This is a genomic window from Enterobacter sp. Bisph1, from assembly GCF_000814905.1.
In the GTDB taxonomy this organism is placed as follows: Bacteria; Pseudomonadota; Gammaproteobacteria; order Enterobacterales; family Enterobacteriaceae; genus Kosakonia.
Map to the genome: position 1 here is coordinate 17,071 of NZ_JXAG01000048.1, position 13,041 is coordinate 30,111.

The following is a 13,041-nucleotide window of genomic DNA, read 5'->3' on the forward strand; positions in this document are numbered from 1 at the left end:
ATTTGCCCATGTTTGCCGATGAATAGTGTGACTTAACCGAAAGTAGCAGACCGTGCAGGTAAACCGGAAGGCGATTTTTAGCAGGGAAAAGACGACGCGGCGCGTGAAACAAAACCTAACGCAGCCCGGACGTCGAGCAACATTCATCAGGGAGGTGAACAGCCCGCAAGCCGTGCATGGTGCTGGTTTCAGGCAATGCATAACCAGACGAGAATGAATGATGTCGAAATATATCCTGATTGTCGATGACAGCCGCCTGTCACGCATGATTTCACGCCAGTATATGCTTAATCTGCATAGCGACTGGCAGATCGACGAAGCAGGAACCGGCGAAGAAGCGATTGAACTGGCATCGGCGAATGCACCTTACGCCATCCTGCTGGATCTGAATATGCCCGGTATCGGTGGCATAGAAACCGCTTCGCGTATCCGCCAGACGCATCCAGGTACGCACATCATCCTGCTCACCGCTAACGTACAGAACTCAATTCAAATCGCTGCGGACAAGCTTGGTGTGGGTTTTTTGCCCAAACCGTTGAAAGAGCCGCAACTCCACGCCCTGCTGAACGGACTGGAGAGCCATCCATGAGTGAATTGCCAGATATCAGTGAGATTGAAACCGACAGCCTGATGGAGATTTTCAATATCGGGGTCGGGCATGCCGCCGCAGCGATGAGTAATATCGTCAATGAAGAAGTGCGTATGTCAGTGCCGAAAATCCGCTTCACACCGCGTTCCGAAGCCGCTAATGAACTGGGCGCCGGTATGACTTTATTCGGCATCAGCCAGCACTATCAGGGCGCTTATGCCACCGAAGCGATTTTAATGTTTCCTGAAGCCGCCAGCTTTGAAATTGTCCGCATGATGGTGGGCGATCTGATCCCCGCTCATGAGCTGGGTGAGATGGAACGCGAGGCGATGAGCGAAATTGGCAATATCGTACTCAATGCCTGCGTCGGTACGCTGGCCAATATGTTCCAGAAAGAGCTGCAAGGCTCGCTGCCGGTGGTTCGCGTGGGCAGCAGCAGGCAGATTCTGAATCCGAATAAAGAGGAAAACGATCCGCTGGTGATGATGCTGCGCATCGATTTTGCCCTTGAACGTCAGCAAATAGAGGGCTATCTGGCGTTTATCCTTGATATGTCGGCGCTGCGTGACTTACGTGAACAGATCCGGATTTATATCAGCCGCTTAGAAACCGGCAGTGTTCCAGACGGAATGCATTGAATATGAAAGATAAGTTGTTGTTTGATGCCTTTTCAGCCTTAAGCCTCGGCGTAATCATTGTTGATGCGCACTACCGTATCGTCCTGTGGAACGCGTGGTTAGAAACCCATAGCGGACGAGCGGCTTGCGAGGCGGTGGGCGAGGATTTTTTTAGCGTCTTTCCCGACATGGCATTTCACCGCGTCGGCGATGCGATTCGCCAGGCTATTGGTCACAATTTATCTTCCCTGCTTTCGCAATCTTTGCACCGTTCGCCCTTTCCGCTGTATGCCGAACCAGCGCGTCCGGCCGCGCGTCTGAGCCAGGCGATAACCATCGTGCCCCTCGGCGACTGTGAGCGCTACTGCCTGATTCAGATTGTCGATGTTACCGCCGCGGTACATCGCGAATTGTTGCTGCGTGAACAGGCCCATGAGCTGCTGTCACAATCCCTTTCCGATGGTCTGACCGGCGTGGGCAACCGCCGCTATTTCGATCTGTGCATCGATCGCGAGTGGCGCGCCAGTAAGCGCAATAACAAGCCGCTGTCGCTGCTGCTGATTGATGTGGATTATTTCAAACTCTATAACGATTGCTATGGTCACCAGCACGGTGACGAGTGCTTAAAGCAGATCGCCACTGCGCTTCGCGGCGCATTGAGCAATCCGGCCGATGTCCTGTTTCGTTACGGTGGCGAAGAGTTCTGCGCCCTGTTACCTGAAACCCGCAGTGCCGATGCCGTTGAAGTGGCGGAAAAACTGCGCACCAGCGTGCAACTGCTGGACTTGCCCCATGCCGGCTCACCCGACAGCCTCGTTAGCGTCAGTATTGGCGTTGCGAGCCTGTGTCAGCAAAGCCACGCCGAGTACGGTCAGCTTATCCAAAGTGCCGACAATGCGTTATATGAAGCCAAGCGCGCCGGTCGCAATACGGTTCGCGTCAGTACAACTTATAAGAAACCGATCCCTGTGCCCCCGGCGCAAAGAGGATAATGACGCTATCCGTGACAGTGCCGGGGAAAGTTCTCTTTTACACAGTGTGGGTGAGGGAGAATGTCTCTTTTTACCCGAGAGGAGATGGGCTGGAAAAGTGACCCATCCCTTTTGCATAACCACATCGCTTAAACGTGGTTATTTAAACAATTTTTGGCAGGCTCTTCATTAAACGCGTCCATTTCTCATCCTGCGCCATCCCTTCCAGCCGGTGGCTATTAAACTGCGCAACATGATTCTGCTGGTCATCAAAGAGCTCTAGACTGGTAATCGGACCTTGAGCAGAGAATTTATTCACTACCCAGGCTTGAGAGAGTTTGCTGGTGGTAATTTTAAAAATGGCGGTTTCCAGCTCACCGGTTTGACCATGCACAACCAGCCGGGTTTGGCCGCAGTTATTTAGGGTCAACAATTTATTGACCGGCCCCGTATAGACATGAAAAACCGCGCCATTACCGGTAAAAATCATAAAATTATCACGGCTCAGGGCTATGGCTGAAAGCACCTGCCAGACGCTGCTGGTATCGACCTGGTACGCAAGATCGGAAGGCACCTGGTTGAAAGCCTCAAGTTTAGACAGACCGAACTGGGTTAACATCGGATAAAAATGATGAATATCTCTTAGGCTTCGCCATGCATGCGCAATGCCCTTACTGAGATCAATGGGTTTAAGCCTGCCTTGAAATGAATGGATATCATATATCCCCGTCTGTAATTCCTTTTTGGCTACAAAATTAACTTGTAATACGATTTTGTCATCTCTATTAAAAAAGGCCGCCCTGTAACCCTCGGCGGCCACTTTTTCTAATGTTACTTTGATAACGGTTCCCGGCGCGATACGTAGATCAACGCCGTGAGGATTGAGCACCAGATGCCCATTATTGGTGATTTTCTTCAGACGCCCCGTCACGCGCAGCAGCGAATTGCCTGATGGCCCGTGGGTGGTCACCTCGAAGGGTGAAGCGGCGTTAAAATCGATCAGTTCAAACAGAGCCTTTAAGGAATTTGCCGTCGATTTAACATCATGCCTGACGCCCCATGCAGCACCAGATTCATTAATAGAATAATTATAGCGAGGAATGAGCATACAACCTCCAGTACAGGACAGGTCGAGTGTTTAAAAACGTAAATTAAATGAGAATTTTCCCGCATCAGAATAGATGCGTGGCAAAAACAATACTGTCGTTATTAAATTGCAAACGTTGTGATCTCTATTTACAAGCGCCGACAGAGATGTTTATTAAATAATAAAATCAAAATTCATCACTTTAAAATTAAGAAAATAAGAAGTGAAACAATAAACTTCAGGTTCTATGAATGACGATTTATTAAAAAAATGGCAGAGAGATAATATATTTAATTTTTACCGCCGTCAGGTCAGGTAAAATCGGTTGCTTATATTACAAGAAGAGTCTCCCTCGCCAACGATAGCCTTAGCTAACCCCCTATTTTGCTCATAAGAAAACGCAAAACCTTCCAACATATTTTCGGCTGAACGCAGGGAAAGAGGGTCTTACCGGTAAACAACATGAGCAACGAAGCAGCGTCGCGGTGGCAACAATAAGCGTACAGGAATAAAAACGCCCCCGGTCATCATGGCCGGGGGCGGGAGTCTCTCTGTCGCGATGATAAGCCCGGCAGCCGTTCAGCCGGGCTTGTACGCTTACTGCAGCAGCGAAATATCCGCCACCTGCAGGAACAGCGCACGCAGTTTAGACAGCAGCGTCAGACGGTTGATACGCACTTCTTTATCGTCGGCGTTGACCATCACGTTTTCGAAGAACTCATCCACCGGCTCGCGCAGGGCCGCCAGTTCAATCAGCGCTTCCTGGTAGCGGCCCTGGGCAAAGTACGGCTGCAGCTTATCTTGCAGCACCACTAAGTTACCGGCCAGCTTGATCTCCGCCGCTTCTTTTAGCACCGAAGCCTGAACGGTATCGTTCAGTGTTTCGTCGGATTTCGCCAGGATATTGGAAACACGCTTGTTAGCCGCCGCCAGCGCCGCCGCTTCGTCAAGAGTACGGAAGTGCGAAACCGCCTTCATACGCGCATCGAAATCTGCCGGTTTGGTCGGACGACGCGCCAGCACCGCTTGAATGGTATCAACGCTGAAGCCTTCATCCTGGTACCAGGCGCGGAAACGACCGAGCATAAAGTCGATCACCTCATCGACCACCTTCGCGTTGGTCAGCTTATCGCCGTACAAACGCACTGCCTCTTCGGTCAGGGTTTGTAGATCCAGCGCCAGGTTCTTCTCAACGATAATACGCAGCACGCCCAGCGCGGCACGGCGCAGGGCGAACGGGTCTTTATCGCCTTTCGGATGCTGACCAATACCAAAGATACCGGCAAGGGTGTCCATCTTATCGGCAATCGCCAGCGCGCAGGCAACCGGGTTTGACGGCAGTTGATCGCCGGCAAAACGCGGCTGGTACTGCTCATTCAGCGCTACCGCAACGTCTTCGGCTTCGCCGTCGTGACGCGCATAGTGCATGCCCATCACGCCCTGGGTGTCGGTAAATTCGAACACCATATTGGTCATCAGGTCGCACTTACTGAGCAGACCCGCGCGCGTCGCGTGATTGACATCCGCGCCAATCTGCCCTGCAATCCAGCCCGCCAGCGCCTGAATACGGTCGGTCTTATCACGCAGCGTACCCAGTTGCTGCTGGAACAGCACGGTTTGCAGACGCGGCAGATTGTCTTCGAGGCGTTTTTTGCGGTCGGTATTGAAGAAGAATTCGGCATCCGCCAGACGCGGGCGCACCACTTTTTCATTACCGGAGATAATTTGCTGCGGATCTTTCGATTCGATGTTAGCAACAAAGATAAAGTTCGGCAGCAGTTTGCCGTCATTGTCATACACCGGGAAGTATTTCTGGTCGCCTTTCATGGTGTAAACCAGCGCTTCAGCCGGCACGGCGAGGAACTTCTCTTCAAACTTCGCCGTCAGCACTACGGGCCATTCGACCAGCGAAGTAACTTCTTCCAGCAGACTGTCGCTCAGATCGGCATTGCCGCCAATCTTACGCGCGGCCTCTTCGGCATCCGCTTTGATTTTGGCCTTACGCGCAGCGTAATCAGCAACGACTTTGCCGCGTTCCAGCAGAATTTGCGGGTACTGGTCGGCATTATCGATGGTGAATTCCGGCTCGCCCATAAAGCGGTGGCCGCGAATCACGCGATCGGATTTGATACCCAGAATCGTCGCCGGAATCACGCTTTCGCCCAGCAGCAGCGTCACGGTGTGTACCGGGCGCACAAACTGCACCTCTGACGCGCCCCAGCGCATCAGTTTCGGAATCGGCAGCTTGCCGAGCGCGTTAGCTACCATGTTTGGCAGCAGCGTTTCCACGCTTTCGCCTTTAACGTGGGCGCGGTAGAGCAGCCATTCGCCTTTGTCGGTGGTCAGACGTTCCGCCTGATCGACGGTGATACCGCAGCCGCGCGCCCAGCCTTCGGCCGCTTTGCTCGGTTTACCTTCCGCGTCAAACGCCTGGGCGATAGCCGGGCCGCGTTTTTCAACTTCGCGATCCGGCTGCGAGGCGGCAAGCTGCGCCACTTTAACCGCTAGACGGCGCGGCGCGGCGAACCACTGTACGTCGCCGTGGGTCAGACCCGCCGCATCCAGCTCAGCGGTTACGTTGGCAGCGAAGGACTCGGCCAGGCTGCGCAGTGCTTTTGGTGGCAGCTCTTCGGTGCCGATTTCCACCAGGAAAGTTTTCTCAGACATGGCCGCCTCTTATTTATTTCTGTTACACATCGGGAAGCCGAGGGCTTCACGGGAAGCGTAATACGCTTCAGCCACTGCTTTGGTCAGCGTGCGGATACGCAGGATATAACGCTGGCGTTCCGTCACCGAGATGGCTTTACGCGCATCCAGCAGGTTGAAGCTATGGGCGGCTTTCAAAATACGCTCGTAGGCAGGCAGCGGCAGTGGGTTTTCCAGCGCCAGCAGCTGCTGCGCTTCTTTTTCATACTGCTCGAAGCAGCTGAACAGGAAGTCGACATCGGCATATTCGAAGTTATAGGTGGATTGCTCCACTTCGTTCTGATGGAACACGTCGCCGTAGGTGGTTTTACCCAGCGGGCCGTCGCTCCAGACCAGGTCGTAAACGCTGTCTACGCCCTGAATGTACATTGCCAGACGTTCCAGACCGTAGGTGATCTCACCGGTAACCGGTTTGCACTCCAGGCCGCCAACCTGCTGGAAGTAGGTAAACTGCGTCACTTCCATGCCGTTCAGCCACACTTCCCAGCCCAGCCCCCAGGCGCCCAGCGTCGGGTTTTCCCAGTTATCTTCCACGAAACGAATATCGTGGATGGTCGGATCCATACCCAACTCTTTCAGTGACCCGAGGTACAGCTCCTGGATGTTATCCGGCGACGGTTTAATGACCACCTGGAATTGATAGTAGTGCTGTAAACGGTTCGGGTTTTCGCCATAGCGTCCGTCGGTCGGACGGCGAGAAGGTTGCACATACGCGGTTGCCATCGGTTCAGGCCCCAGCGCGCGCAGGCTGGTCATCGGATGGGAGGTACCGGCGCCAACTTCCATGTCCAGAGGTTGAACAATGGTGCAGCCCTGACGAGCCCAATAATCCTGTAAGGTCAGGATCAGACCCTGAAAGGTCCTGGTATCAAACTTTTGCATATTCTTTTGTGCTGGATACGTGTGGATTTAAAGGAAGCGCTCAGTATACCCGCTGACTGCGAGATATACAGTACGAAACCGGATTGTTTAAGGAAAATTGAGGAAAGCGCGCGCCGTGCGGCGCGAAACCGGCGGCTTAGCGCATCGAAAGGTGTAAAAACTGGCCTTCTGCGTCAAAGGCGCAGACAAAGGCTTCGTGGCGCGGCGTAGTGCCCCGCATTTCAAAGCTACCCTGAAATTGCTCAAAGCGGGTGACAGCAATTTTTTCAGCGACGGTGTTGTAGCGATGCGCCGCGTTTTCCCTGCATAGCGTTTCCATATCCAGCGAATGTACCGCATCGGGCCGGGCTTTTTGCGCCTGTTGCGCGGGAATATCGGCGCTGGTGCTACAGCCAGCTACCAGTAACACCAGCGCGCTGGCAATCCATTTCATCATTTTTATCACTGCCTGCTCACGGGCTGTTATTTTTAATGGCGAGAGAAACCTATTTTGCAAAGCTGCGCAAAACGCACAAGCGAGAGCGATAAAACTCAGAATTATCTAATGAAACAGGGGGATAATCTCTCAGTCTCAGGAGATTCGCGTTTACGATGAAAACAGAGGAACAGATGCCGTCGAAAATTAACTGGATTGATAATCTGCGAGGGATCGCCTGTTTAATGGTGGTGATGATCCATACCACCACCTGGTATATTACCAACCCGGCCAGCATCACTTCTTTTGACTGGAATATCGCTAACTTTTTAAACTCCGCATCGCGCGTTAGCGTCCCGCTGTTTTTTATGATCTCCGGCTACCTGTTTTTCGGCGAACGCAGCGCCCAACCGCGCCACTTTTTGCGTATCGCGCTGTGCCTGCTGTTCTACAGCCTGGTAGCCCTGCTCTATATCGTATTCTTTACTTCTATTAACAGTGAGTTATCGGTGAAGTACCTGCTGCAAAAACCGGTTTTCTATCACCTGTGGTTTTTCTTTGCGATTATCGTTATCTATCTGGTGTCGCCGCTGATTCAGGTAAAAGCCCTGAGCGGGAAAATGCTGCTGGCATTAGTGGTGGTGATTGGCATTGTCGCCAACCCGAATACGGTAGCGCAGAAAATAGATGGTTTTACGTTTCTGCCGGTCAATCTCTATATCAACGGTGATACGTTTTACTACATTCTTTACGGCATGCTGGGGCGCGCTATTGGCACGATGGAGACGCAAAAACGCGCCATCAGCTGGGCCTGCGCGATGCTGTTTGTTGCCGCCGTATGGGGGATTTCGCGCGGCACGCTCAACGAGCTGAAATGGCGCGGAAACTTCGCCGATACCTGGTACCTCTACTGCGGTCCGCTGGTATTCCTCTGCGCCATGTCGCTGTTTACGCTAGTCAAAAATACCCTTAATAGCCGCACGCTGCCCGGGCTGGCGCTTATTTCGCGGCATTCGCTGGGGATATACGGCTTTCACGCCTTAATTATTCACGCACTGCGTACGCGCGGCGTCGAGATCCACGCCTCACCGCTGCTCGATATTGTGTGGATTTTCACCGCCACGCTGCTGTCAAGCCTGGCGCTTTCGATGCTGGTACAGCGCGTCGACAGACGCCGTTATGTCAGTTAAGGGCGCGCAAACGCGCACGCTGTAGCTGGCGCGGCGAGGAAAAACCGGCGGCAAGTGCGGCCTGTTCCATGCCGCGTCCCTGCAACAGATACTGCTCGGCGATCACCAGCCGCAGCTGCTCAAGGTAGTCGCGTACGCTGATGCCCAGATGCTGCTGAAAGAGCCGCGTTAAATGCCGGGGGCTAACGTGGGCCTGGCGGGCAATATCGTCGAGTTGCCAGGCCCTTTGCGGCTCGGCCGTCAGCGCATCCTGCGCGCGATGAACCGCCGGATGCAGGTGGTTGCGGTAGCGCAACCACGGCGAGATTTGCGGATCCTCACCGGAACGACGAAACCAGACCACCATTTCCCGCGCCACCGCCAGCGCCATTTCCGGCCCACAAAGGCGGCTAATCAGATGCAGCGCCAGATCGATTCCCGAGGTGATGCCCGCACTGGTCCAGATGCTGCGATCTTCAATAAATATCCGGTTCTCTTTCACCAGCGCTGCCGGGGCCACCGCGCGCAGGCGCGCAATCACATCATGGTGGGTGGTGCAGTGAATGCCGTTTAGCAGACCTGCTTTCGCCGCCAGCACCGCGCCGGAACAGACGCACATCAAAGTGATGCTTTGGCTGTGGATCAGCGGTTGCAGGCGCATTAGCCAGTGGCGCACCACGTTCGCCTGCGGCGTATCAAAGAACAGCGTCGAATCAGAGACGCCGGGTAACACCAGCAGGCTTCCTGCAGGGAGCGAATCCGGTAAGGGCGAGATATTGCCCATCGTCAGGTGAATTGATGTCGGGACGATCGCCTCCGGGCCGATGTAGTGCAGGCGAAAGGCATTGCCCGCCAGCGCGAAGGTTTCCGCCGGACCAGCCATATCCAGCGCCAGCACGCCGGGAAGCATCACAAACCAGACATCTGTGGTCATTAAAGTTCCAGAATTTCGTGGACGGTTTTAATTTCGGCGAAGCGGCCTTGCAGCACGGTTTCGGTATGATGGCGCAGCGCAGTGCAATCCAGCGTAACCCCTTTATGGGTCATCGGAAAGGTCAACGTCGCTTCGCTGACAAAGGTGACGCGATAGCCCAGATCTGACGCCACGCGCGCGGTGGTTTCACAGCATTGCTCGGTGCGGATGCCGCAGATAATCAGATGATTAATATCCCGCTGCCGCAGCCAGCGATCCAGCCCGGTATCGGTAAAGGCATTGTGGACATACTTATAAAACGTCACGGCGGCCCGGTGCTGCAAAAAGGGCATCGGTGTGACAAAGCCGCTCTCCAGCGAAAACGGCCCGCTGTCGGCGACGTGAAAGATATCCACTACCGGCACGCCGCGCGCTTCACAACCGGCAATTAACGCGGAGATGGCCTGAGTAAACGCCGGGAAATCCGTCTCTTGCCAGTAGTCACGATGGAAGAAAGATTGCTGGGTGTCGATATTAATTAGCGCGGTGCGGGTCATTTCAGGACTCCTTGCTCAATGGGGTTAAGGCTATTCTGGCAAGGCTTTATGCGTCTGCTAAGACCAAAAACGGACAACATTATGATGATTCCGGCCCACTTAACGGTGGGCCGGAGAAGCAGTGAAAATTAGACCATTAACGGCAGGAGCTGCTGGTAAATACGACGGAAGGTTTCACGGCGCGGCGCATACAGCGCATGGCGCGCAGCATCCGGCATGTGCTGCTGCTCAACGGGGAGCTGCGGCAGAAGCGTCGCCAGCGGCGTGTGCGGGTTAACGGCAATTTGCGCCAGCCGCGCCGCGCCCAACGCAGGCCCAACATCGCCGCCGGTGCGGTAATCAAGCTGTAATCCACTGATATCCGCGAGCATCTGACGCCACCACGCGCTGCGCGCCCCGCCGCCGATAAGGGTAATGCTTTGCGGCGTTACGCCACAGGCGTGCACCACATCCATCCCGTCCGCCAGTGCGTAACCGACGCCTTCCAGCACGGCGCGGGCGAGTTCTTCCCGGCCATGTTGATGAGTGAGGCCGAAAAATACCCCTTTCGCCTGCGGGTTGTTATGGGGCGTGCGTTCGCCGGAAAGATAAGGCAAAAACCACAGCTCACCGGCATTTTCATCCGCCTGTTGCGCAGCGTTAATCAGCGCCGGAACCGACTCCAGCCCCGTCAGCTTCGCCGCCCAGTCCAGGCAGGAAGCCGCACTCAGCATGACCGACATCAAATGCCAGCGGCCCGGCAGAGCATGACAAAAACTGTGTACCGCGCTTTCAGGTTTGCTAAGAAAGCCTTCGCTGACGGCAAAATAGACCCCGGAAGTACCCAGCGACAGCATCGCCTGCCCGGCATCCGCCATGCCGACGCCAACGGCACCGGCGGCGTTATCACCACCGCCCGCGACTACCGGCACCACCGGCATTGCCCAGCGCCGCGCAATCTCCGGCAGAAGCTCACCGGTGATGTCGCTGCCTTCAAATAAATTCGGCATATGCGCACGCGTAAGCGCGCAGGCGGCCAGCATCTCGTCGCTCCAGTCGCGCTTCGCCACATCCAGCCACATCGTTCCCGCCGCATCGGACATATCGCTGGCGAACACCCCGGACATTTTAAAGCGCAAGAAATCCTTCGGCAGCAGCACTTTCGCCACACGGGCGAATATGTCTGGCTCGTGGCGCTGCACCCACAGGAGCTTCGGCGCGGTAAAACCGGGCATCATCAGATTCCCGGTGATAGCGCGTGAGTTTGCCACCTTCGCTTCCAGCAGCGCGCACTCTTCGCCACAGCGACCGTCGTTCCACAGAATCGCCGGGCGCAGCACCTGATTCGCACTATCGAGAAGCGTTGCGCCATGCATTTGCCCCGCCAGGCCAATGGCTTTTACCTGCTGTAGCGAGTGGGCCGCGCCTAATGCCTGTACGGCGCGGTCCGTCGCCTGCCACCACGCTTCGGGATCCTGCTCTGACCACAGCGGGTGCGGTCGCGATACGCTGAGTTTTTCCGTATGGGAGGCCAGCACATCGCCCTGCTCGCCGAGCAGAATCGCCTTCACGCCTGAAGTGCCGAGATCGATCCCGATATACATAGTGACCACTCCTTTTTAGTGCGCCGCATAGCCTGCGGCGCAGAACGGGTTACTTATCAAACAGGTAGTAGTTGACAAGGTTTTCCAGCTGCTCCTGATTGCCGCTCTGGTGACGCGGTGCCAGGTTCTGTTGCTCAGCGTACTTCGCCAGCTCCGCCAGGCTAAGCTGACCCTGCAAAATTTGCTGGCCCAGTTCACCATTCCAGCCCGCATAACGCTTCGCTACGCGTTTATCCAGCTCGCCCTCTTCCACCATGCGCGCCGCCACTTTCAACGCCAGCGCCATGGTATCCATCGCGCCAATATGGCCGTAGAAGAGATCGTATTTATCGGTGCTCTGGCGACGCACTTTGGCGTCAAAGTTCAGGCCGCCGGTGGTGAAACCGCCCGCTTTGAGAATTTCATACATCACCAGCGCGTTCTCTTCGACGCTGTTCGGGAACTGGTCGGTATCCCAGCCTAGCTGCGGATCGCCGCGGTTCGCATCCACGGAACCAAACAGCCCAAGGGCGATAGCGGTGGCGATTTCATGATGGAACGAATGACCGGCGAGCGTAGCGTGGTTCGCTTCGATGTTCAGTTTAATCTCTTTTTCCAGACCGAACTGTTTCAGGAAGCCATACACCGTGGCGGCGTCATAATCGTACTGGTGCTTGGTGGGTTCCTGCGGTTTCGGTTCGATAAGCAGCGTGCCGCGAAAACCGATTTTGTGTTTGTGCTCAACCACCATATGCATAAAGCGGCCAATCTGCTCGCGCTCCTGGCGCAGATCGGTGTTCAGCAGGGTTTCATACCCTTCGCGACCGCCCCACAGCACGTAGTTTTCACCACCGAGCTGGTGGGTAGCGTTCATAGCGGTGACCACCTGCGTCGCCGCCCAGCTGAACACTTCCGGATCCGGGTTGGTCGCCGCACCGGCACCGTAGCGCGGGTTGGTAAAGCAGTTCGCCGTACCCCATAACAGCTTCACGCCGCTCTGCTGCTGTTTTTCAGCCAGCACATCCACCATCTGCGCAAAGTTGTTCAGGTACTCTTTCAGCGACGCCCCTTCCGGCGAGACATCCACATCGTGGAAGCAGTAGTAAGGCACATGCAGTTTATGGAAGAACTCGAAAGCGACATCGGCTTTGCGCTTCGCCATGGCGATGGCTTCACCCGGCTGCTGCCATGGGCGATCGAAGGAGCCCACGCCAAACATATCTGCGCCGTTCCAGCAGAACGTGTGCCAGTAGCAGGCAGCAAAACGCAGGTGATCTTCCATGCGCTTACCGAGCACTAGCTCATCGGGATTGTAATGACGAAACGCTAAAGGATTCGTGGTTTTTGGACCTTCAAAACGAACCCGATCCAGCTGGTCGAAATAAGCTTGCATAATGAGCTCCATTGGCGAGTGTATAAACCTGCAGTAATACTGGATTCTCTCCCTGACTCGCTCAATTACGTTATTTCACACTGCTATTAAGAGAATGCACAAACGTGCGCTGGCTCGCAAAATAATGAGAACGCTGGCTGCAATCTTCCTCCCTGATTTTTATGCAAAATCGGTTTTGCT

Annotated in this window: 12 protein-coding genes; 4 read left to right on the forward strand and 8 right to left on the reverse strand. The window is 54.9% G+C overall.

Annotation, left to right across the window (positions count from 1 at the left end; translation table 11 throughout):
- Nucleotides 1-217: 217 nt before the first annotated feature.
- From RW65_RS16525 to RW65_RS16535, 3 genes are read left to right on the forward strand one after another with little or no spacing between them, the layout of a single operon-like run.
- Nucleotides 218-589: a response regulator gene (locus RW65_RS16525; RefSeq protein ID WP_039057898.1), complete on the forward strand. Its 372-nt coding sequence runs from the start codon at nt 218-220 to the stop codon at nt 587-589.
- Nucleotides 586-1,227: a chemotaxis protein CheC gene (locus RW65_RS16530; RefSeq protein ID WP_039057899.1), complete on the forward strand. Its 642-nt coding sequence runs from the start codon at nt 586-588 to the stop codon at nt 1,225-1,227. The genes RW65_RS16525 and RW65_RS16530 overlap by 4 nt, the downstream gene beginning before the upstream one ends.
- A 2-nt stretch (nt 1,228-1,229) precedes the next feature.
- On the forward strand, nt 1,230-2,198 hold the full coding sequence (locus RW65_RS16535; protein ID WP_039057900.1) for a GGDEF domain-containing protein: 969 nt from the start codon (nt 1,230-1,232) through the stop codon (nt 2,196-2,198).
- A 142-nt stretch (nt 2,199-2,340) separates the two neighbouring features.
- On the opposite strand, the gene RW65_RS16540 is transcribed toward RW65_RS16535, so the two are convergent.
- The 4 genes from RW65_RS16540 to RW65_RS16555 form a co-directional block, all read right to left on the reverse strand.
- A complete protein-coding gene (locus tag RW65_RS16540) occupies nt 2,341-3,285 on the reverse strand; it encodes a ChuX/HutX family heme-like substrate-binding protein (RefSeq protein WP_039057901.1) in 945 nt (314 codons plus the stop codon).
- A 576-nt stretch (nt 3,286-3,861) separates the two neighbouring features.
- A complete protein-coding gene (gene glyS, locus RW65_RS16545; RefSeq protein ID WP_039057902.1) occupies nt 3,862-5,931 on the reverse strand; it encodes a glycine--tRNA ligase subunit beta in 2,070 nt (689 codons plus the stop codon).
- 9 nt (nt 5,932-5,940) lie between these two features.
- Complete coding sequence (gene glyQ, locus RW65_RS16550; RefSeq protein WP_017458223.1) at nt 5,941-6,852, reverse strand: glycine--tRNA ligase subunit alpha; 912 nt, start codon at nt 6,850-6,852, stop codon at nt 5,941-5,943.
- Nucleotides 6,853-6,988: 136 nt separating this feature from the next.
- Entirely contained in the window at nt 6,989-7,288 is a 300-nt protein-coding gene (locus RW65_RS16555) for a YsaB family lipoprotein (RefSeq protein WP_039057903.1), read from the reverse strand.
- A gap of 173 nt (nt 7,289-7,461) precedes the next feature.
- Here RW65_RS16555 and RW65_RS16560 point away from each other — a divergent pair, with 173 nt between their 5' ends.
- On the forward strand, nt 7,462-8,457 hold the full coding sequence (locus tag RW65_RS16560) for an acyltransferase (protein ID WP_039058015.1): 996 nt from the start codon (nt 7,462-7,464) through the stop codon (nt 8,455-8,457).
- On the opposite strand, the gene RW65_RS16565 is transcribed toward RW65_RS16560, so the two are convergent.
- The 4 genes from RW65_RS16565 to xylA form a co-directional block, all read right to left on the reverse strand.
- A complete protein-coding gene (locus RW65_RS16565) occupies nt 8,450-9,370 on the reverse strand; it encodes a GlxA family transcriptional regulator (protein WP_039057904.1) in 921 nt (306 codons plus the stop codon). The two genes, RW65_RS16560 and RW65_RS16565, sit on opposite strands and share 8 nt — an antisense overlap.
- Entirely contained in the window at nt 9,370-9,906 is a 537-nt protein-coding gene (locus RW65_RS16570; protein WP_039057905.1) for an isochorismatase family protein, read from the reverse strand. The genes RW65_RS16565 and RW65_RS16570 overlap by 1 nt, the downstream gene beginning before the upstream one ends.
- Nucleotides 9,907-10,034: 128 nt before the next feature.
- A complete protein-coding gene (gene xylB / locus RW65_RS16575) occupies nt 10,035-11,489 on the reverse strand; it encodes a xylulokinase (RefSeq protein ID WP_039057906.1) in 1,455 nt (484 codons plus the stop codon).
- A gap of 49 nt (nt 11,490-11,538) precedes the next feature.
- On the reverse strand, nt 11,539-12,861 hold the full coding sequence (gene xylA, locus RW65_RS16580; RefSeq protein WP_039057907.1) for a xylose isomerase: 1,323 nt from the start codon (nt 12,859-12,861) through the stop codon (nt 11,539-11,541).
- Between the last annotated feature and the right edge of the window lie 180 nt (nt 12,862-13,041).

Bases quoted from the DNA above. Each gene is read 5' to 3' on its own strand.
- RW65_RS16525 (WP_039057898.1), top strand. From the start codon at position 218: ATGATGTCGAAATATATCCTGATTGTCGATGACAGCCGCCTGTCACGC.
- RW65_RS16530 (WP_039057899.1), top strand. From the start codon at position 586: ATGAGTGAATTGCCAGATATCAGTGAGATTGAAACCGACAGCCTGATG.
- RW65_RS16535 (WP_039057900.1), top strand. From the start codon at position 1,230: ATGAAAGATAAGTTGTTGTTTGATGCCTTTTCAGCCTTAAGCCTCGGC.
- RW65_RS16540 (WP_039057901.1), bottom strand. From the start codon at position 3,285: ATGCTCATTCCTCGCTATAATTATTCTATTAATGAATCTGGTGCTGCA.
- glyS (WP_039057902.1), bottom strand. From the start codon at position 5,931: ATGTCTGAGAAAACTTTCCTGGTGGAAATCGGCACCGAAGAGCTGCCA.
- glyQ (WP_017458223.1), bottom strand. From the start codon at position 6,852: ATGCAAAAGTTTGATACCAGGACCTTTCAGGGTCTGATCCTGACCTTA.
- RW65_RS16555 (WP_039057903.1), bottom strand. From the start codon at position 7,288: ATGATGAAATGGATTGCCAGCGCGCTGGTGTTACTGGTAGCTGGCTGT.
- RW65_RS16560 (WP_039058015.1), top strand. From the start codon at position 7,462: ATGCCGTCGAAAATTAACTGGATTGATAATCTGCGAGGGATCGCCTGT.
- RW65_RS16565 (WP_039057904.1), bottom strand. From the start codon at position 9,370: ATGACCACAGATGTCTGGTTTGTGATGCTTCCCGGCGTGCTGGCGCTG.
- RW65_RS16570 (WP_039057905.1), bottom strand. From the start codon at position 9,906: ATGACCCGCACCGCGCTAATTAATATCGACACCCAGCAATCTTTCTTC.
- xylB (WP_039057906.1), bottom strand. From the start codon at position 11,489: ATGTATATCGGGATCGATCTCGGCACTTCAGGCGTGAAGGCGATTCTG.
- xylA (WP_039057907.1), bottom strand. From the start codon at position 12,861: ATGCAAGCTTATTTCGACCAGCTGGATCGGGTTCGTTTTGAAGGTCCA.